The organism is Haladaptatus sp. DYSN1 (assembly GCF_029489995.1).
GTDB lineage: Archaea > Halobacteriota > Halobacteria > Halobacteriales > Halococcaceae > QDMS2.
This window is the reverse complement of record NZ_CP120470.1, coordinates 1,481,448-1,502,297: the sequence shown is the minus strand read 5'-3', so window position 1 is coordinate 1,502,297 and position 20,850 is coordinate 1,481,448. Positions and strand designations below refer to the sequence as shown.

Annotated in this window: 15 protein-coding genes, 1 tRNA gene and 1 pseudogene; 2 read left to right on the top strand and 15 right to left on the bottom strand. The window is 60.2% G+C overall.

Features of this window, described 5'->3' with window-relative positions:
• Window positions 1–28 precede the first annotated feature (28 nt).
• The 5 genes from P0648_RS08095 to P0648_RS08075 all read right to left on the bottom strand — a co-directional run bounded on the left by P0648_RS08095 (window position 29) and on the right by P0648_RS08075 (window position 6,658).
• Window positions 29–1,222, bottom strand: coding sequence for a hypothetical protein (locus P0648_RS08095; RefSeq protein WP_277505851.1), 1,194 nt, complete (start codon window positions 1,220–1,222; stop codon window positions 29–31).
• On the bottom strand, window positions 1,219–3,165 hold the full coding sequence (locus tag P0648_RS08090) for a VirB4 family type IV secretion system protein (RefSeq protein WP_277505850.1): 1,947 nt from the start codon (window positions 3,163–3,165) through the stop codon (window positions 1,219–1,221). Before P0648_RS08090 ends, P0648_RS08095 begins: the two co-directional genes overlap by 4 nt.
• The gene (locus tag P0648_RS08085; RefSeq protein WP_277505849.1) at window positions 3,162–4,295 is read right to left on the bottom strand and encodes a hypothetical protein; all 1,134 of its coding nucleotides are present in this window, start codon (window positions 4,293–4,295) and stop codon (window positions 3,162–3,164) included. Before P0648_RS08085 ends, P0648_RS08090 begins: the two co-directional genes overlap by 4 nt.
• Window positions 4,292–6,166, bottom strand: a complete 1,875-nt coding sequence (locus tag P0648_RS08080) for a hypothetical protein (protein WP_277505848.1) — start codon at window positions 6,164–6,166, stop codon at window positions 4,292–4,294. The genes P0648_RS08085 and P0648_RS08080 overlap by 4 nt, the downstream gene beginning before the upstream one ends.
• Before the next feature lie 66 nt (window positions 6,167–6,232).
• On the bottom strand, window positions 6,233–6,658 hold the full coding sequence (locus P0648_RS08075) for a hypothetical protein (protein WP_277505847.1): 426 nt from the start codon (window positions 6,656–6,658) through the stop codon (window positions 6,233–6,235).
• Window positions 6,659–6,921: 263 nt separating this feature from the next.
• Between P0648_RS08075 and P0648_RS08070 the strand changes: the two genes are divergently transcribed.
• Window positions 6,922–7,122: a hypothetical protein gene (locus P0648_RS08070; RefSeq protein ID WP_277505846.1), complete on the top strand. Its 201-nt coding sequence runs from the start codon at window positions 6,922–6,924 to the stop codon at window positions 7,120–7,122.
• 341 nt (window positions 7,123–7,463) lie between these two features.
• Here the strand turns inward: P0648_RS08070 and P0648_RS08065 are convergent, their stop codons facing one another.
• From P0648_RS08065 to P0648_RS08050, 4 genes are all read right to left on the bottom strand, one after another.
• Window positions 7,464–8,315: an Imm49 family immunity protein gene (locus tag P0648_RS08065; protein ID WP_277505845.1), complete on the bottom strand. Its 852-nt coding sequence runs from the start codon at window positions 8,313–8,315 to the stop codon at window positions 7,464–7,466.
• Window positions 8,316–8,560: 245 nt separating this feature from the next.
• Complete coding sequence (locus tag P0648_RS08060) at window positions 8,561–12,106, bottom strand: hypothetical protein (RefSeq protein ID WP_277505844.1); 3,546 nt, start codon at window positions 12,104–12,106, stop codon at window positions 8,561–8,563.
• A gap of 101 nt (window positions 12,107–12,207) precedes the next feature.
• A tRNA-Thr gene (locus P0648_RS08055) sits at window positions 12,208–12,280 on the bottom strand.
• Between the two features lie 75 nt (window positions 12,281–12,355).
• Window positions 12,356–13,330, bottom strand: coding sequence for a class I SAM-dependent methyltransferase family protein (locus P0648_RS08050; RefSeq protein WP_276247780.1), 975 nt, complete (start codon window positions 13,328–13,330; stop codon window positions 12,356–12,358).
• 99 nt (window positions 13,331–13,429) lie between these two features.
• Here P0648_RS08050 and dph5 point away from each other — a divergent pair, with 99 nt between their 5' ends.
• Window positions 13,430–14,263, top strand: coding sequence for a diphthine synthase (dph5, locus tag P0648_RS08045; RefSeq protein WP_277505843.1), 834 nt, complete (start codon window positions 13,430–13,432; stop codon window positions 14,261–14,263).
• 20 nt (window positions 14,264–14,283) lie between these two features.
• Here the strand turns inward: dph5 and artA are convergent, their stop codons facing one another.
• The 6 genes and pseudogenes from artA to P0648_RS08020 form a co-directional block, all read right to left on the bottom strand.
• A complete protein-coding gene (gene artA / locus P0648_RS08040; RefSeq protein WP_276247782.1) occupies window positions 14,284–15,246 on the bottom strand; it encodes an archaeosortase A in 963 nt (320 codons plus the stop codon).
• A 174-nt stretch (window positions 15,247–15,420) separates the two neighbouring features.
• The gene (locus P0648_RS08035; protein ID WP_276247783.1) at window positions 15,421–17,886 is read right to left on the bottom strand and encodes a BGTF surface domain-containing protein; all 2,466 of its coding nucleotides are present in this window, start codon (window positions 17,884–17,886) and stop codon (window positions 15,421–15,423) included.
• Window positions 17,887–17,892: 6 nt separating this feature from the next.
• Window positions 17,893–17,988, bottom strand: a pseudogene (locus tag P0648_RS20550) (surface glycoprotein); the annotation flags it as partial.
• A 463-nt stretch (window positions 17,989–18,451) separates the two neighbouring features.
• Window positions 18,452–19,225, bottom strand: a complete 774-nt coding sequence (locus P0648_RS08030; protein ID WP_276247784.1) for a VOC family protein — start codon at window positions 19,223–19,225, stop codon at window positions 18,452–18,454.
• 42 nt (window positions 19,226–19,267) lie between these two features.
• A complete protein-coding gene (locus tag P0648_RS08025; protein ID WP_276247785.1) occupies window positions 19,268–19,729 on the bottom strand; it encodes a TIGR04206 family protein in 462 nt (153 codons plus the stop codon).
• On the bottom strand, window positions 19,730–20,839 hold the full coding sequence (locus tag P0648_RS08020; protein ID WP_276247786.1) for a GTP-binding protein: 1,110 nt from the start codon (window positions 20,837–20,839) through the stop codon (window positions 19,730–19,732).
• Window positions 20,840–20,850 lie beyond the last annotated feature (11 nt).

The window sequence follows — 20,850 nt, the reverse complement described above, 5'->3', positions numbered from 1 at the left end:
GTTTTGTTGAGCGTAGGTGGTCGGGGTGCTAGTCTCGGTGACGGTCGTCAGTGAGAGCCGTGAGTATCCACTCGGGAATTACGTTGAGGACGGCGTCGCGTGCGCGGGGGTCGTATGGAAGCCGCAAGCCAGTGAATGCAAGCGCAACGCCGGCAGGAATCGCAGCGAGAATGCCCGTCGTGGTCAGAGCAAAGACGCTGGGGAATGGAACACCAGCGACAATGGCGATAAGTCCCGGCAAGAGCCCGACTCGACCAGCAATTATCCACAGTCCGCGATCGGGTCGCCAGATATCGATGTGAAGATCATGGCGGATTGCGAGATCGATATACCAAGCAACGCCAGCAGCGCCGGTTAACCAGACGACAGCGACGAACAGTTGCGCCAGTGGTGTTGCAGGAAGCAAGCCTGTCGCAAGGCATAGCAGACCGAGCGACCCAACACCGGAAGTTACTCCAGCAATGATGAGTGGAATCCACGGCTCGTGGTTACGAGGTAAATATCCGCGTGGATCATACCGAACGCGCTCGACACCATGGGCAGTATACGCAATACCGAAGAGACCACCGACAATCCAAGGGTGGTCAGCAAACGCGATGGCGACTGTACCGGCGGTCATGACGACTGTGCGAGCCCAAGCCCACCCAGCATCAACGGTGGCGCTGAGAGCGCCGACGATGCCAGCGACTGCAGCAAGGAGTGCGATGAGTACAACCAGTCCGATGAGACTTCCTGCTACGCGACGGGCGAAGAGCGATGTCGCGGTCGGGTCCGAGAGCCAGTATGTAACGAAATCTCGCCACGATGGTGGGTGCTCACGTTCACGAACTCGCTTGCTGCAGACGTCAGCCTTCCATTCATCCGTGGGCCGATTTGCGCATGAGTGACACAGCAGAACCCGATTCTTGACGGTGTATACGTTGCCAACGATTTTTCGAAGAACGAACGGCTCACCACCTTCCAAATCACCACCTTCGGGGTGGTGGACCGTCTGCTGACAAGCCTCGCAAGTGGCGCTTTCCCGTCCAAGCACTTCCCCCATCACCGCTGGAAGATCGTATTCCAGCGTTAGGTGCGTACGGACGTCAGCTGTCCGCCGCGTTTCCTCGATGGGCGTGTACTCGGCGGGATCCATGTTGGGATATGTCGAGTGAACTGTATTGGTTCTCATGCCGATATCCTCACCGTTGAGAACCGTTCCAGAGGAGACAGAATCGGTCATTGCTCTGACCCCCCGTTCGAGCTACGGGAAGCCTCCTGTGCTTCGATGATCGACTCCTCTTCGGGGAGTGCAGTAACACGAAGTGGGTAGGTTCCGCCCTCGTCAATGTCGAGGAGCGCAGTACTGAACCCGAGCCCCTCTTTACCGACAACTGCATTGCGGACGAAGGAGGCCTGTGTCTCGGTGAGACCGAGCGCGTTGGCGTGTTCAGGAGTGAGATTCCCCTGTCGATGGAGGATTTTGATCGACGACTGGTTGATGAACGTCTCAGCTCCATCAGTATCGTAGAAGTCGGCGAGTTCCTGCGTGACGAAATGCAGCGACAAGTTGAGATGGCGTGAATGCCGAGTCGTTCGCTTGAGCCACTCGACACTCCCCGGCGACTCAACGAGATAATGTGCTTCGTCGATGGCGAGGATGGTGTTCCCGGTCGTTGCTTTGAGACGTTCGTAGACGGCGTCATACAGCGGTTGCATCACGAGGCCGGCGAGTGCCTCATCGGAGCCGCCACCGAACTGCTTCAAGTCGAGATAGATGACGCGACTCCCTGTGAGGTCAACCTCGGTCTGACCATTCAGAAACGCGAACTGGCCGCCAGGAGTGAATGGCTCTAAATTGAGTCGGAGGTCTTCGGCGTGACTCTGCCATTTGTCCAGTTCACCATCTGAGTAATCATCACCGTTGAGTACCTCGGTTGGATTGACAGCGACGTCGCCGAGAACAGCTCGCACGTCCCCCACCACGGGACTCTCGCGATGGTGGGTGGTGGGATCGGCCGTGATACCGTTCTGGGCGTACGCTTCTCGGACACACCGCTCGAGGACCTGTCGACGGTCACCAAGCGGTGCACCGACGTATGCGAAGAACGATTCGAAGAACGCCATCACGGCGCTGATGCGCTCGACGAACGGGCTGACGTTTTCCTGTTCAAGCAGGTGGTCGGGTGTTGGCCGGAGCTCCAGTGGGTTGACTGTCCGGGTACCACCGATAACGTGGTGTTCGGCGTCGAGACCAGCGGCCAGACTGGCGAACCCTCCGACTGGATCGATCATGACGATGGCTGTGTCGCGGTCCTTCGCAATGCGGCGGAGCAGAAGCCGCTTTGTATCGTAGGATTTCCCAGAACCGATCTCACCAGCGACCAGTACATTGTGACCATTCTCACGGAGGAACCGGTCGAGATACACCGGTGCGTCTGTCGTCGCGTGATAACCATAGAGGACGCCACTCTCTTCGATAGTGGTGCTCGCGGCGAAGGGGAACAGCGCACCGGCTGCCTGTCCAAGCATGGGTGTCGTCTGTCCGAGGTTGTCTTTCGCGACCGGACTCCCTGTGACCAGCGAATCACCCTGTCGATACGCCGCGGACTTCGTCGTCAATCGCTGGCGCTGCAGCTCACCACGTATACTGGAAACGGTGGTGTCTACCTGTTCCTTCGAGTCACCACGGATGGTCAGATAGACACCGACATCGAGGATGCGCTGGGCGTTCTCGTGCAGTTGGGTGTACACTGCTTCGTGATCGCGGATACGTCGCTCTGTCACCGTCGCTTTCGCTGAGCCACGGTTCTGTGCCTCGATATGGTCGACTTTGAGTGACTTGATTGCACTCTCGAATCGTATCAAGGACGTTCGAGGGTCCTCTGGGTCCGCATAGATTGTCACATCGACATCCGCGCTTGGGTGTGTACAGATTCGGTCGAGCAATCCTGGCGTTGCTGTCTCTGGAAATCCTGTGACGAAGAGAACCTTGACCCACCGGTCACCAGTTCGTGCCGTGTCGGTTTCGAGACGAACACCTGCTGGGGCAACACGCGTCGCGTGCATTCGCTCCCAGTGAGTATGAGTACTGTCGTTAGTAGGTTCGTCCCCAGTGTCGGTGTCAGCTGTCGTTTCGTCGCCATCTCCACGGAGTAAGCCAGTGAGCTGGGAGAGTACGTTCATGCTCGGTCACCCCGGGTTACACCGGAAGTGGTGGTGTCGGCTGGCGAGTGCGATACTCCGCCCTCGTGCTTGTCCATGACGACGGGCGTTGTACGGAGGTGTGGACCAGATTCGGGGTACTCGGCCCGATTCCCCGACCAGTACTCTTCGACGAGTGTGACGAGGTCGGGCGTAGTAACTGGACAGGCGGTGACGCCTTCGATGCTTGTCAACTGCTCTGTGAGGTGAGTGCGACGGTCTCGAAGAATAGCGTGTTGCCGTTCTTCGATTTTTTCGCGCCGCTCGTCTCGCAGCAACACGTCCGCAACGACTGAGCCAACGTTGTCTCCAATGAGCGGGATGCTCTGCAAACGACGAACCCACGCGTTGTCTTCAATACTGACCTCCTGAATCCCGACCGGGACGATTGCGTGGTACTGGCGGATGCTCGTCCCGCGCTCCTGGAACTCCTGTGGGCGACGTCGTCGGTACACCTCGACGATTTCCGCAAGTACGGGCGTCAACCTGACGTCAGGGTCAGTCCGACGGTCATCGTATGCGGCAGTCATCCGAGCGGGATCGACACGCCGCGCCGACGAGTGTATCTGCACCGTGTAGTCGAGTGCGTTCAGGACGGCACCGAGTCCGCGGGCTGCCCTATCCCACTGCGCTTGGTCAGCAAGCGCAAGGTTCGCGGGGTCAATGCGGACGGCACCGACGAGCGTCTCGTCCTGCCGTCGAATCGCATCAGCTTCTGGTTCGACCGCTCGGACGTGGGTCAGCTCCCGAGCATCCGGCGGTGTATCTGCTCCTGTATCAGTGGTTGTGTTGGTGAATGTCATAGTGTTCTCGCGTCGGTGATGAGTGAGAAACGAGGAGATGAGACCAAGCGGTGTCCGATGGTCGGGACAGACGTGCACGTACGCGCCAGCAACAGCCAGAACAGTCAGCGCGAGTGCGACGCCAACGAAGAATTGGCCAGTCACAATGACGACGGCCTCGAGTGTGACCATCGCGACGATGAGCGCTGGTACGAGGAACAGGAGGTCAGCGTTCGACACATCAGTGAATGCGAGGAATCCGGAGTCGGAGCCAACGTCATCGAGAATGCGGCGCTCCGAATCGTCGCCACCGGGACCGAGGCCGGTCATCGTGACCCCTCACCTGCATCGCGAGCGTCGAATACTGAGTCACGACTAATCTTCGTTTCCTCAGCGGCACTCACGCCCCAGTCCTCGCCAGCAACCGGTTTCGTGTCGTACAAGGTTCCATCCGCTTCGCCACGATGGAGGACCCCTGGATGATCACCATCTGAGTCGTAGGCTGCGGCGAACCGCTCATGCTCCCGAACGACGAGCTGTCGTGTCTGTCCTACCGACTCAACTGGCTGGAACTCACCGTCAGAGACGTAGCCGGGTTGGTACGACTGCCTATCCGTCATTTCTCCCTCTCCGTCGACAACGACGAGGTCGAATCCATCGATAGCCTCGGGACTCACGTCTGTTCTTGGCCCAGTACGGTTGCCAGCTGTCGTGCCATCGGAGCTTGGACGTCCACCAGTTGGCGTGCCTACGGAAGCGAGACCGCCGACACTGCTACCAGACGTTCCGGGGCCAAGCGCGCCGGCAGCATTGGCCCGGGTTCCGGCTCCGAATGCGCCCCCACTCCCACTTCCACGGGAAGAGACCACTCGGTCAAACAGATCTGAGGGAATGCCAGTGCCAGTGGCCGCGCTCGTAGCCGAGCTTGCAACCCCGGCGTTTGGCATCGAGGCTTTGCCAGCGAGCGTTTGTGCACCCGCCTTTGCTCGCGAATACATGGCGGCACCACCGAGTCCGGCCATGATTCCGCCAGCAGTCTTTGCTGCTCGCGACCCCAGCAGCATCCAGAGGGTGGCAACCAGCGCGGCCAGCTGCGTCACGAATGTGACGGCGGCGAATGCGAGTGTGCCAGCCACCTCAGCGAACCCCCCGATTGCGACGGCGTTCTCGACGAAACCCATCGTTCCCGTGGCGACGTAGGTTCCCGAGCCCAAGACGAGCGCTGCCGGGAGTGGGAAGAACGCAGCGCGGATGAAGATGTCCCAGCCCTTCTGTCCGAACTGGCCAATCGTTCGTAGGACGCCGCCGGTGTCGAACAGCATGAGTGCCGAGAACACCGGGAGGAACACCATGAACGTGAGACAGAGCACGTACGCCAGCAGCGTCGTGATGAGGAGAATGGTCACGATGGCAGCGGTAGCGACCCACAGCAACCCGGCGAGTAGACCGGTCCCGAGGAGCGTTCCAATGCCGGACTGCGGGCCCATCACGAGCTGGTCGCCACGTGGAGCGACGGCAAGGATGAGGCCGTTCGCGAGGTGGAGAATGAACGCACCGACCCACCACGACCCGAGGGTGAGCAAGAGGTTTCGACCGAGCTTCTGCTCGATCTGGAAGCCCTGCGTGGCGAATGATGCGTCGGGACGGAATCGACTGGCGAGGGCGATTCCGACGCCGAGTATCCACGTGAGGAACCCGAGTGGTAGCCCGACCGATGTCCAGCCATCATATGCGCCAGCCAAGGGTTGGTTCGTTGGGGGCCGGAAGACGACGATTTCGTCGCCTTGCTTGGGTGCTGGACGTCGGAGTATTAGCTCGAGTGTGCTCCGAGCGATGTCCTGCGTTGCGTCGAGTGCACCACCGAGGACGCTTCGCTTGGTGTGCTCGATGACGTTGCAGATGGCACCTCTGATGGGTCCCTTTCCGGCACACGCGGTGTACGAAGTTGCGTTCTCGGACGCGTTATCCGAATTTGGCGTGGATGTGGACGGGCTCTGGAATAGCCCCGTAGCACTCGACGTCGACGATGTGGACGCGTTCGCGGTCGGGGTACTGTTTGAACCATTCGGAGAGGCGGTCGCTGGTGAGGCGAGAATCGGTGTGACGAAACCCGTCGTGATGAGTGCAACCGCGATGAGGACGAGCGTGCACCGTCGCACCCGCACGTCGAAGCCGGCGTCAGCATCTGTAGTCGGTGGCATGAGATTGAGTTGTGAAAATGTGGGTCGTGGCGCGGCTGAAGGCATCCAGAGGGCTGTCTGGCCGGGTCAGAACCACGGTGTGAGTTGCGCACACTGGGCGACGTTGAACCCAGCAGCCCCAGCGGCCTGCTCACCGAGGACGATGATGAGGCCGAAGATGGGACCGGAAATCATCGCCATGGTGCCTGTCTGCCGGTGTTCGCTTGACCGCTCAGGGTTGCGCGACATCCCGGCGCGGGCGTGCTTGAAACCGCCGTAGAGAAGGCCACCGAGGAACAGAACGCCGGCTCCAGTCTGGGCTGCCCACTCGAACAAGTCGATAGCTGGGGTCCCACACAATCCACCGTCGCCTTGGGCAGCGGCCACGCTAGTCATCGCGACAAGTCCAAGCATGACCGTCAGGGTGGGCGTCAAGATTCGGGTCTCTGGGGTAAGCCGACGAATTGTGTACTTCCAGCCGCGGTGAAAGGCAGCCACCCAGCGAGTGCTCATGGACAGCCTCCATTGAGCTGCTGTGACACCGGTTCAGTGCTCTGGGTTGTTGTCGCTGGAACAGTCTGCTGTGTGAGGCCGGCCAGTTCAGGACATAGATTCCTATCCATCATGATTTCTACTACGAATCATAGTACGAATCATAGTAACTTATATCCCCTGTATCGTTTTACGGTTTTTCCTAGACAGAGGAGTTTGGATTTTGACCACGATGGTCTCGAAGCATGTAGAATGATATGGGAGGCGTACTCAGACACAAAAGAATGGAACTCACGGCCCTCGACGAAGCGATTCTGGATGAGCTACGCGAGGGGGCACGTACCCAGGGCTTTCTCGTCGATGCGACAGAGGAACCGCGATACAAGGTTCACGAGCGGCTGAAACTCCTCACTGCGGTCGGCTACATCGAGAATATTCATGAGAACACGGCGCTCTACGAGCTACGAACTGATCCACGGAACTGAGAAAGGGAGCCCCTTTAACAGAGGTTGAGGGAACAGCGTCACGATTCGACCAACCCTGTCTTGACCAGGACGTTCTTCTACACGAGCCCATAATGCATGAGCAATCAAGACCCTTGCAATCAGGTCGACGTTGAGACAAAGAAAATAAACCTAATAGAGGACAAGCGAATTCGTTCCCGTTGAAATTCTCGGCGCTCTTGAAACGCTTAAACGATGATAGATTTGAGAGCCCGTGCAAGATACAGAGGCTAAGTTCAGCACGGACTCATGGTGTGATACTCGTTCAGATTTCGGTATCTACGTATGGCGTAGTGACCAAACTAGACGACACACGTCCGTTACTACTCGATTGCTGCGGCAGTCTCGTACAGGTCTCGCAAGGCGTTTGGTGTATCCGTGGGGAGTTCGACTGGGCTCCAGTCGATTTCGTAGACCGCTGTAGGGACGTACTCATTTTCGACGCGGATGTCCATCCCGCGGTGGCGGGCGAGCACGAGATACGCGCTCGTGTAGTGGTCCAGCACGTCCTCGGACGCATAGGGGTCGTCGGGAACCTGAACACGATGAGACTGGTCGAGCGCGTCGAGTCCACGTTGAGCGGCTGTCGCGTTATCGGCGAGAAGCCCGTCGAGGATGTCAGAAAGTGCTTCCCCGAGTGGGTCTACGGAGACCTCTTCGGACTCGGAAGCGAACGTCTCGCTGACAGTCTCCAGCGCCGCGTGGGCGTGTTCCGTATCTCCGAGGAGGAACGCGGCGAGGCCGGTGAGCCGCCAGTAGCGCGTCATCTCGTGTGGATACTGGTCGAGGTACGACTCCTCAAGCGCGAGGATTTCGGTGGCGGTCGCGCCCACGACGCGAGGGTCGGCAGCGAGCAACGCCGTCCGAATCGCCTCTTCGAACATACCGGAGAGGGCACCTAAATAGCCTCCATCAGTTATCTCGTGTTGTCGGATGAGCGAACAGCTCATCGTTCTTCCCAACGCCCCCTCCGCGAACCACTGTTGTGCAGTTTTTGTGTTGCCGAGCAGTAGTTCGGTAGTGCCCAAATCTCGCCCAGTGAGATAGAATTTATTAAATGCAGACACCGGAACACGGCCCTCTTCGGTCATCCGATTGACCGCGAAGAAGCCAACCTGTCTGCTATCGAGCAGCCGCCCACGGCGTTCCTGGAGCTCGTTCTCGTTGAGCCTCATTAGTGAGATGTCATCGTATTCATCTATATACATTTCTGTCATGCACGGTCCTCTCGTGAAGATGTCGTGTTGAATAGATGCACTGTATCAATCGACTCGGTTGGGACCATCGCTGGTGACCGATGCGCGCCGTGAGTTCAGCACGACTGCTGGAACCTGTCACAAGTGAAGGATACCCATCGGATTTGTTCGATAATGATAGCGCTGTCGCTCAGGACGACAAGCAAACATCGTTGATATTGCACCTACCTTGGCGGTGGTCCCTCCTGGAACGCCGCCAACGACACCGCGCGTAGCGTAGCCGGCTTGTCACCACGCCGAGTAGGAGTGACCTGTGGCAACTCGACGTCTGTAATCGCGAACGACCAGGTACTAGAGTCCCATACGGGACTGTTAGCGATATCTTCCGGCGTCAAGTCAACCACACCACTTGACGCTCCATCTCCAGCACGAAACACGTCAGCACCATGCGCTCCAACGCCCTGCTGGCAGGTTACGAGGCCGTCGTCGAGGTATCGCGACAGTGTCTTCGCCACGTGTCGCTTTGAAGCGCCGGTCTCTTCGGCCAGCTCACGAGCGGTTGCAGACTGTCGGTTGCGAAGCGTCTCGATGATGGTGCGTTGAACGTCCGTGGCGACCCACTGAACGCCAGCGACTTTGCAATCGGCGAATCCAGTCGGAACAGCACTCGTGTGGACGAATACGGTTGCCTGGTTCGTTGGGTCATCTGCGTTCCGCGCGTACCGACCAGCGGCTTGGGCGACGTGATTCTCACGAACCGATGCCAGTATCTCGCTGGCGACGTCTGCATCCGGGCCGACGAACCCGCGTCCATGGGCACGCCGTTCGCCCCCATCGTCTGTCTCGACAGTCTCAGGTTGCGCGTGGAGTCCGCACTCGGCCAGAAGATCGAGGACGTAATCGTCACCCGGGTCGATCGACCCGTGGACCAGGCCGACGTCACGCGTGGCGAAGTCGTTACGGGAGCGTTCTTCTCCGTAGTGCATCGTTTCGGGATTCGAGATGCCGACCTCGCGCATTAGGAGTTGGACGTCGCGTTCGACACTCGAAGCAGTGATGCAGGTGTCGAATCGGCCCTTATAGTGCTGATGGAGGTGTTCAAGGAGAACGCGGGTTGCGTCTTCGTTAAAGTACTCGCCACTCGCGAGCGGCCGGACTGCGTCACCGACCTGAACGACTCTAAGGCCGCGTTCGTAGCGCCGCCAGAGGCGGCGTTCGTCGACATCGAGCACGCGGTCAGGGAGGATGTCGGTGGTTGTGTTGCGTTGCCAGAGGGGGAGACTCGGATGAGCATCAAGCCCAACCACTGCGCGTGCACCAGAGAGGTCGGGGACGCTACGGATGGTGCAGACGCGATTGTTCGAATCGACGACGACTGACACCCAGGTGCGCGACCAGTTGTCGTCGTCACGGGCGCTGGCATCGAGTCGCGGTGGCGTGTGGGAGACGGTGCCGACGCTGCGGCCGTTCGCGTCGAAGCCGCTGGTGAGGGCGGCCCAGACGGCCTTCGCGAGCGCGGGGGCGAGCGTGTGGGCGTCAGGGTGTTCGAGATACCACTCGCGGCTCGGTTCGTGGTCGAATCTCGCACTGGTTGCGTGTGCTTCACGGAGCACGTCGCCTTGAACGGGTCTTCCGTAGGCGGTACGGGCGAGTGTGACGAACGACTCCCACGTCGTGACCGGCGCACCGGCTTCCTGGAGGAACGCGGTGACGGCCCGTTGGATGCGGTCGTTGGTGAGGAAGTCGCCGTCGACGGCGAAGTCGGGGCGCTCGTCGAAGATGACGTTACACGACTGGGTGAGGCCGGGGACGTACGCGAACTGGTGGGTGGCGTGAATCACGTCGACTGCGGGATCGCCATCCTGGGTTCGCGGGAGGTCATCCCATTGGCTAACGGCGGGGCAGGGGTCGTCGCCGTGTTCGCAGGGGAGCTCGATGTCCTGGTCGTTGTGTTCGGCGAGGTACGCGTGGGCGGTGGAGAATGGAACGCCGCGGCCATCGCAGACGGCGTCAAACCACTGGGAGACTGGCGTTCCGTTCATGGTCATGTTTGCGGTGTCGTCGTCTTTCTCCGATGGGTCGTGGGTGCCGTGGGCGACTGGGCAGGCTTCTTTGCGTCCGCGGAGCACGCGGTAGGTCACGCCACTCGCTTGCCGGCTGTGTTCGACAGCGCTCTTTCGTGAGTCGCGCGTAGGGCTGAGGTGAATGACGGGCTGGTTGCCGGTGGCGTCTGCGTGATTCAGCCAGGGTTCAGTCGAGACGGCGTAGCTCTTTCCGAGACCTGTTGGCGCGTCGATGACGACTTCTTCCTGGTGGCGAACGGCGTCAAGGAGGCGATTTCGGAGGCGGTCGCGTGCTTCGCCTGTTGAGGGCCACTCGATATCGCGAGAGGCTGCCGCGCGTTCGCGCTGGTCGCCGTCGAGAGCGTCGAGCTTGCCGAGTGGGAGGGCACTCACTTCTTCATTCGCGTTGGATTCGTACTTCGGGATGTGTGCGCCGCGTTCGCGGAGCGCGTCGACGGCCTTCCAGAAGGATTCGCCACTGGGATAGTCGGTGACGGCGGTGATGAGGTGTTCTTCGAGCGCGACGACTTGGAGTGCATCCAAGCCCTGCATGCCTTTGCGGTACACCCAACCATCACTAACCTCAGCAAGGCGAGTTCCGCTCTTCGATTGCGCCCAGCTTGGGTCGAGGTCTTTGCTGCCATCGCATCGTTCGCGGGTGACGGTGGACCGGAGATGGATGTCTCCGGGGCCGGTGTGTTGGATGGCATCGAAGACGTCCTGAATGTCGGAGGTGGTCTCGATGTCGGCGAGCGCTTCCTTGGACGTGGACGGTTCTGTGGTGAATTGGTCTGGGCGGCCAGCGGGTGGTGCTGCGCGTGCGGCCTCGAGAGCGCCGGGGTTGGTCGCGAGGAGTTCTTCGACGATACCGTGGATGTCTCTGGTGCTCGTTGCGGTGCCAGGGATGTGGTTTCCGGTGATGGTGGTGTAGCGGCGGCCGGGATAGATTTCGAGTTCCGCGTCTGGCCATTCGGGTGTGGAGAGGTCGATGGTGAGGGCGTTCACGCCATCTGGGAGGCAGAAGCCGCCGAGGGCGTGTGCGCCGGTACCTGAGGGTGACCACTCACAGAAGGTGCCGGCGAGTTTCTCGAGGAGGTTTGCTGCGGCAGGGGCGACGTCTCCCGTGTCTGGATTGCGGATATCGTCGAAGTCGAGAAGCCCGACGTGGGGCTCTTCGGGAACATCTTCAGCTGGGTTGATGTGGGCGTATTTGTCGTCGCCTTCCCAGTCGTTGCGGTCGGGGCTGGTGAGGTAGTAGGCGAGTCCAAGGTCGTCGTCGTGATCGACCCAGTTTGCTGCGTCGTCAAAATCGAACCATGCGTCGGGGTTTTTCGCTCCGACGAAGGCGTAGCCGCTCCCGTGGCTTGAGTAGCCCCACACAGGATTGCGTGGGACTTTCCTGTCGTCGCTGTACTGCCAGAGCAGCCAGCGGGAACCGTTTTCGACGAGGTCAGTTGGGTAGGTATCAGTTTCGGCCCCGCTGAGGTCGATATCCGATGGTTTGCTCTCGTCGGGCTTCTGGGCGCTCGTTTCTGGTTTAGTGGTGGGTTTTGTCTGGTTGCTGACGGGGGTGTCGTCGGTGTGTTGTGTGGTGGTTTTGAGTTGGTGGTGGTGGGTTTCGCAGAGGCTGGCGGCGTGCGTGGTGTCGAGAGCGGGGTTTGTGCACGCGGGGAGTGTGCACTCCTGTTTGGAGGGGAGTCCGCTCATGCCCGGTCACCTCGGTTGTGGGCGTCGTTATATGAATGTGAGAGGAGGAGAGACCCGTTGGTAGGGGGGTTTATTACTTGGCTTGTCAGGAAATTGGTAGAAGCCAAAGGAGGGATTTGAACCCCCGACCTAATCCTTACGAAGGATTCGCTCTGCCAGCTGAGCTACTTTGGCGCGTTCTACGCATTCTAATGTGGTCGGATAACCGCAATAAGGGTTGCGAATCAGTCCGCCCCACGCTCCGTCGTATCACGCTCTCGTCAGGCGAACGTCGAGGCAGACGTTGAGTTCGTGAGGGGCGTACGAGCGCACCGTATGGAGGGTTTCGACGGTGACGTCGTACTCGGGTGTAGCAGCGTCCCGAATTGCTCGTTCGCCCGGTCCGAAGGGGTCCTCATCCGACTGGAAGTCGTAGTAGTGGAGGACGCACTCGTCTCCGGCGAGCGAGACGGCGGTGTCCAGAAATTCGTTCGCCGTGTGCGGGAGGTTCATCACGATGCGGTCGGCCCAGCCCTCGTAGTCAGCCGCCACGTCGCGAACGTCACCGTGAATCGCGGTCACGCGGTCTTCGACCCCGTTCTGGCGAGCGTTTTCACGCATGTATTTGACCGCGATTTCGTTCAGGTCACAGCCGACCACGTCACAGCCGCGTTTTGCGAAGGGAATCACGAACGGGCCGACGCCGGCGAACATATCGAACACTCGCTCGCCGGGGGCGGCCTGCTCGGTGACGCGGTGGCGTTCGGTGGCGAGTCGCGGCGAGAAGTACACTTTCGAGAGGTCGAGGTGAAACTCACAGCCATACTCTCGGTGAACCGCTTCGGTGCTCTCGCCGACGAGGATGTCCCAGTCACGCACACGGAGTTCGCCCTGAATCTTCGAGGCGCGATTGATGACTGTGTCGAGTGGGAGGTCCGAGGCCGCGATGGCGTCTGCGATTTTCTGGGCTCGGTCTGCGTCGTCCTCGTCGATGATGGCGATGGTGCCGATGCGTTCGTAGGCGGGTTCGAAGCCGAGGATGTCGCCCGGCATGGTGAGCGTCTCCCGTGCTGGGACGTCGTGGCTCACCAGGTCGTAGCCGTCTACCTTTTCCGTGACGGGGATGAAGAGGAATCCCGCTTCGACGGTAATCTCGTAGTCGTCGTCGATGACCCCGGCGTCGGCGAGGGCTCGTCGAGTCGCCTCGCCGTCTGCCACGGGCACGCGAACACACGTCACCTCCATGGATATTCGACCTCACCCGCCTGCGGGCGTAAGGGCTTCGGTCCCCGGGAGACGAGGGCAGTGCGGTTCGCTTAACTCGGCGCGTGGCCGAGAGGGCGTATGCTCACCTTCATCGGCCTCGGTCTCTACGACGAACGCTCGATTACCGTCGAAGGGAAGGAGGCGCTCGGCGAGGTAGACCGCGCGTTCGCCGAGTTCTACACCAGCAAACTCGTCGGGACGACCATCGAAGCCGTCTCCGACTACCACGGCATCGACATCGAAGTTCGCGACCGGGAGGGCGTAGAGCAACACCCCGAACCGATTCTCGACGCCGCAGAAGAGGAGTCCGTGGCCTTCCTCACCGCGGGTGACACGATGATTTCGACGACGCACGTCGACCTCCGCCTTCGGGCGGCAGAACGTGGCATCGAGACGCGAATCATCCACGGGACGACAGCCGAAGCGGCTGCCAGTTCGCTCACCGGCCTCCAGAACTATCGTTTCGGGAAGGCGACCACCCTGCCGTTTCCCTACACCGAGTCGATGGGCGTCCCCCAGAGCGTCATCGACACCATCGAGGACAACCGCGAGCGCGGCCTCCACACACTCTGCTATCTCGACATCAAAGTCGGGGAAACCCCGACAGGCAATCGGAATTTCGTAAATTCCGCCGACAAATCCGACCGCGGCGACTACATGACCGCCGACGTCGCCGCCTCGTTGCTGGCCGAAGATTGGAACCCAGATATGCTCGCCGTCGTCGTTGCTCGGGCGGGGAGTCAGAATCCAGTCGTCGCCGCAGACCGCCTCGCGGCGCTCGCGAAACGAGACTTCGGCGAGCCGCTCCACCTGCTCGTCATTCCGGGCGACCTCCACCACATGGAGGGCGAGGCACTCGCCGAGCTGGCTGGTGCGCCACGCGACGCTGTCTCCGAACTGAGTCCGAACTGAATCGCTGTTGACCGCGTTTTCTACCTGCCGTCGCCGTCCGCTCGCACCGGCTGGTCCAGATTGAACGCCGCCCGGAGGTCGTACTCGTCGCCCGTCACGAGGAAGATGAGGTCCTCGATGACGACGAGTACCTCGGGGAGTTCACGCACAACGAACCAGGTGATGAACACGAGCGCCACGACCGCGAGGCTCTGGCTGATGATGCGGTCTGCGATGATGTAAGACACCCGATATGGGTCCGAAAGCGCGAACGCTGACATGACGAGGTCCGGGGCAATGTGGAACTTCTGTTTCCCAAAGCCGATACCGATGAAGATGTTGCGCACGAGATTGAGCGCGTAGATAATCGGAATCGATACCGCGAGCGCCCGGAGTTTGTTCCGAAGCGGTGCCCGAACCGCCCCAATCAAGCCGACGAAGATGGCCATGCTCCCGATGCCCGTACACGCGATGAGAATAGTGTACGTGAGCGAGTGGTTCGGGTCGTCGGCCGCGGTGAAGTAGAACGTAGAGCGAAACGGCGCGTGGCCGTACTCCGCACCAGAGACGACAGTCGGGTCCACGCCGAGCAACGTCATCAGGAACTCCGTCTGGCGGGTGACCGTCTCGATGAGCACCCGCTTCAGTGGCGTAATCGTCTCGAACGGCATGAAGACGAGGCCCATGAGCGCGACGGCACGCGTCAACACGAACAGCGAATCGCGCCCCTTCCAGAGCAAGTAGCCCACGTAGAGGCTTAGCGGCACGGCGGCGGCGCTCCCGATGCCCTCGATGATGCTCTTTGCCTCGAACGCGAAGTGGTGGACGAGCGAGAGCCAGAACGCGGCGAACAGCACCCACGCCGCGACGGTTATCGGGCGTGCGAGTTCGCGGTCGCGCAGCTCGACGAGCGCACCCGCCGCGAACGACGCGACGACCAGCCACGCCAGTGGGTCAGAAAATTGCGATACCCACGCCAGCGCCGCCAGTAGCTCTCCGAGCATTTCCAGTGGGAGAGAGTAAGCGAATCTGAACTAAATGCTTTGTCCTTGGTCGGGTTTGTGCGGTGAAAGTACCAGACTGCTCGCCCATGGTTGAGCACACGAGAGCTGTCGCTCATCGGGTGAGCGCGAAAGAAAAGTGGAAATTAAAGTCGGGACGAAGTCCCGGAGTTACGCTTAGTTGCTGCGGCGCACTGCGAGGAGTGCGGCTGCAATGAGCGCGATGACGGCTGCGAGTGCACCGAAGCCAGGACCGGTTTCCTCGGTCGTGGTTGGCTCGTCGGTGGAGTCAGACGTCGTGGTTGGCGACGACGTTGCCGTGCCGGTCTCGGTTGCCGTGGCCGTGCCCGTTGCCGTGCCAGTTGCCGTACCGGTCGTGGTCGTACCGTCGCCGATAGTGATCTGAGCGGAGTCAGTCACTGCGGACCCGTCGTCACCAGCGTACGGACCGTCGTCCTCGCCTTCGGAGGTGACGAAGTCGTACTCCTGGTTACCGTTGGTGTCCATGTGAGGCATGGCGATGAGCTCCTGGTCCTCTTCGAGGGTTGCGTTGAGGGAGACCTCAACGTCGGAGTGCTCGCCTGCTTCGAGGTATTCGGAGGTGCCAACGACGCTACCGAGTGCGTCGCCGTCGAGGAGCGTGGAGTCGTGAATGGTCACGAAGCCGCCCTCGGACATGTTGACGGAGGAGACGACGACCGAGTCACCAGAGGTGGACTGGTCGTCGAAGGTGACGGAGGCCGTTGGGCCTGCGCCGACCGTCCCGTCAACGCTCTCGAGCTCCATGCCGCCCTTGCGGATGGAAGCGTCGAATTCGGCACCGGATGCAACGTTGGACATGTCGAACTCAGCAGACCACGTACCGTCGGTCTGGACTTCAACGGTGTCCGACTTCAGGAATGGCGAGTCACTGTTCGAAGAGCGGAGACGGATGGTCAGCTCCGTACCTGGTGCGAGGTTGCTCGTACCGGTGACGGATGCTGCGGAGCTCTTCGGGATGACGAGGTCGCCGTCCTGAAGGTTGTCGAATTCAGCAGTTGCGTCTTCGACGGAGAATTCCGTGGAGACGGACTGCTCTTCTTCTTCTTCAACGTACGGGTTGAAGTTACCGAGGTCGTCAGCGAGTTCGCTGTCTTCGCCAGCGACGCTGAAGGATGCCTCGTAGTTCTGGCCGTCCTCGAGCTGCGAGAACGCGCCGGTGTCAATCACGACGAAGAACGTGTTGTTGTCCTCGTCGGTGTAAAGCTGTGCGGCGGATGCGCCCTCTGCGTCGAGTTGGTCAGCCGTCAGCGTGACTGGCTGCTGGTTTGCCTTCTCGTTGGTCTGTTCGAGCTGGAACTCGAGACCGTTGCCGGAGAGGGTGCTGAGGTCTTCGTCCTCAACGTAGCCGTAGAGGCCGGATGCTTCGACCTGGACGACCAGGCGGTCGCCCTTCACGACGGTGTCGCTCTCGCTGACCTCACCGAGGAGGTCTTCGAGGTCGTCTGCGTTAGCTGCTGCGTCGGTTGCGACCCACGTCTGGATGGAGTCGGTGGAACGGTCGCGGAGTGCGAGCGTACCGACGTCCTTCTCGTCCTCGACATCGCCGTCTGAGTCGATGTCGCCGGAGGAGGCAACGCGGAGGTCGTAGTCACCAGCTGCGAGTGGTTCGCTGAGGCTGGATGAAATTTCGAGGTCATCGAAGTCGGAGCTGTCGTACCGGGTGACACCGTCGTCACCGAGCACGTCGTCGCCTTCAACGTCGTAGGCGTCGGTCGAGGCGCCGCTGCCCTGACCGGCGAGGAACGTGTTCATCGAGATGGTGACCTCACCGTCCTCGTCGTCGTCGACGACGTGGACGCTCTCGAGGTAGTTGACGTCTTCACCACCGATGAAGACCCACGCCTCGGTGGAGTCTTCCATGTTGAGGGTGATCTGTGCGTTGTCACCGACTTCCTCGGTCGTGACGGACTGAGCGAAGGCGATGTCCGTGTCCATCTCGTTGACGGTCACGGATGCAGAGTCGGACGCCGTGGTGTCGTTGACTTGGAAGTCGAACGTGTAGTCACCAGTGGTGTCGAACTCGGAGAAGTTCGCGAAGATCTCGTCGTCTCCAGAGACCTGGAGCGTGACTTCGTCGTCATCTTCGTTCTCGGAGACGAAGTCGTTGTCTCCCTGGTTGAAGATTTCTTCGAGGTCGTCGCTGTCGAGACCATCTGCGGTAACATCGAGCTGGAACGAGCCACGGTTGGACGTGACGTCGATCTGTGCGTTGCTACCCTGGAGGACTTCCGTGTCGTCCTCGTCGGTCTCGGTCGTCAGCGACTGCACTGCGACTTCCCACGAAGCGGAGTCGACCTGTGCTTCGGACGGGCTGGACGTACCAGTCTGGAGCTGACCGTCGCTGTTGACCTGGTGGATGGTGTTACTGTTCGAGGTGATGACGTACTCGCCGTCGAGGTTGTCAGTGTCAACGAGCGCTGCCTGGTCCTCGTCGAGCGTGAATTCGGTGACGAGGCCACCGATTTCGCCGTCATCGTTCTCGCGGATCTGGAGGGTCGTTCCCTCGGAGAGTCCTAAGTCGCTACCACTTACGAACAACTCCTGACCCTGCCAATACGTCTGGGCAGAGGTGAGAGTTTCATCGGCGTCGTCCTGGTTCACTGCAGCCGCAGAGCCTGCAAAGGCTACTGTGCCAGCAAACACGGACAGGACCATAAGGCCTGCCAGGAACAAACTCCGAATCTTGGTGTTTGTGTCTGTCATGGTTGATTTATGTGTTGTACACACCGGCAACAGCACTTTCACGTCGTCCGCGTTTGGGAGTCGCAATACCCGGGAGAGCCCGGGCCCGGAGAGCGTTACTCCGTACTGTCACCATGGGTAGGGGTACACCACAAAAGATAGCCTGTCATTATAAATGCTTTGTGGTACTCTGCAAATAATGATAACTCGTATCATCCAACGATTCGCCTGTCACCCCGGGGTTTTACAGGCCCCATAATCTGCGTCTGACGAAAGTCAGACAATAGTTCAATTCATTCACAGAATGTGGTTTCTCAGACACAGTGACAGGTCTCTGGTCTGGCGTTCACGCACGAGGGCGGGCGTAAACAAGATGTATTAGCGAGAGAATGTCGAGTTCCTAGACACTCAACCGGAATCGACTATTTTCACGACAAAATCGCAAAAAACAACTATTACCGGCAGTATTGGTCGGTTTTCTGGTTCAGAGGTCGGCTGCCGTTTCAGGATTCAGAATCTCGACTTCGTGGCCGTTCGCCGTGTGCGTGAACGCATAGCGGAAGTCACAGCTCTCTGGATCGCGGTACTCCTCTACGTCGCGGGTCACGAGCGTCTCCCAGTACGATTCTAAGTCGTCCGTCCGGACGGCGATGTGGCCCCACGCGTCGCCTGTGTCGTAGCTGCGCCCGTCGTAGTTGTAGGTCAGTTCGACGGACATCTCCTCTTTGGCGGCCCCGCGCGGCTTCATGAAGTAGAGCGCGAAGCTGTCGTGTTCGGAGCGCCGGAACAGCTCGTAGTCGAGTTTGTGCGTGTACCAGCCAATCGCCTTCTCTATGTCCTCGACGCGGACCATCGTGTGGTCGAGCGACCAGCGCGCGCCGTGGTCGCGTTCGACGATTTCGATTTCGTGGCCGTCGGGGTCTTTGACGAAGGCGTAGGAGCCACCGCAGGAGTCCGGGTCGCGGTAGTCCTCGACGCCCGCGTCCATGAGTTCGTCGTACGCTTCGTACACGTCTTCGACGCGGACGGCGATGTGGCCCCACGCGTCGCCGAAGTCGTAGCTTCGTCCGTCGTGGTTGTAGGTGAGTTCGATGGTTGCGCCGTCCTCGTGCATGTCCTCCGGCCCGAGGTAGACGTTCGTGAAGGTGTCCGCCTCCCAGCGGCCTTTCTCCTCGTAGTTGAGGTGCGTCTTGTACCAGTCGAGCGATTCGTCTAAATCTTCGACGCGCATCATCACGTGGTCGAGTGTCCCTTCCATACCCCCGAATGCGGACTGCGGCCCAAAAAGAACACCGGAGCCCTACGTTTCGTGCCGGAAGATGTGACGTAAATCCGGCCCGTAGAACCACCACGCGACGGTCCAGAGGGCGACCATGCCGAGCGGAAAGACGCGGTTGCCAAGCGAAGCGATGAGGCCGATGGTGAGGTAGAACTGCGCCCCGCCCGCGAACACGAGCAGGCCACCGGTGAGACGGCGGTCCTCACGGCCGAGGAAGCCGGTCGCGGCACTCACCAGCGCGCCGAGGTAAAGCAGGGTGCTCGCGGGCCACGCCTGCAACGACCGGGGTAGCCCGAGGGTAAATCGCGTGAGGTAATCGTAGAGATTCGTGAGGTGCAACGGGTTCGTGTTCACGAGACCAAAGGAGAACACGAGCGTGAACTGCCCGTTCAGCAGGATGACGGTCCAGGGCAACAGGCCAACTGCGAGAAGGGCAAGCAGGCGACCGATTGTGGCGCGATTCGAAGGGGCGTCTGCACCCATCTACTTGCGGGCGATGATTCGCAGAATGTCTTCGTCTTCGAGTTTGTGGTCCAGCCCGACCTGTTGTTCGTCGTGTTTCGCACTCGGGCCCGTCACGCGGGCGAAGCGAAACCGGTCGAGCAGGTTCGCGCCGAGTTTCTTACACGCGTCTTCGATGGTGTCCCCGCGCTGGATGATGAGCGGCTCCTCGAAGTCCGTCCCTCGACCGGGCTTGTCCATGTAGACGCGGATGAGACCGAGGCGCTCCCAGATTTCCTCTTTGAGTGCGTCGAGTCCTCGTTCGGCTTCGGCGCTGATGAACACGACGTCGTCGGGGTCGAGCCCCTGCTCGCGGAGGTCCTCGTGGACCGTCTCCAGGTAGTCGCGGTCGATGAGGTCTGCCTTGTTGGCGATGACCATCGACGGCAGGTACACCCGATTTTTCATCAGGCCGTCGATGAGGCGGTCGACGGTGATGTTCTCGCGGATGACCACGTCTGCATTCACGAACCCTTTCTCGCGGAGGATTTCTTTGATGACCTCCTCAGAGAGGTCGAGGTCCACGCTCGACGTGATGTTGATGCCGCCTTTCCCTTTCTTGGTAATCTTGATGGAGGGCGGTTCGGTGTCGAGACGGACCTTGTTGTTATACAGTTCCTCGCGTAGGCGAGCGTAACGGTCGATTTCGAACACCGACAGCATGAAGATGATGAGGTCCGCCGTCCGGACGACGGAGAGTACTTCTCGACCACCACCACGGCCCCCCGCTGCACCCTCGATGAGCCCGGGCACGTCGAGCAGCTGGATGTTCGCACCGTTGTACTGCAACATGCCGGGGTGGACGTTGAGCGTCGTGAACTCGTACGACCCCACTTCGCTTTCTGCGTTCGTGAGGGCGTTGAGGAGCGTGGATTTGCCAACGCTCGGGAACCCCACGAGCGCAACCGTCGCATCGCCGGTCTTCTCGACGGCGTATCCTTCGCCACCGCCCGCGGAGGCTTGCGACTCCAGTTTCTCTTTTTTGTCCGCGAGCTTTGCCTTCAGCCGCCCGATGTGTGCCTCGGTTGACTTGTTGTAGGGCGTGTTGGCAATCTCCTCGCGGATAGATTCAATCTCCTCTTCGAGCCCCATTACATGGCTAT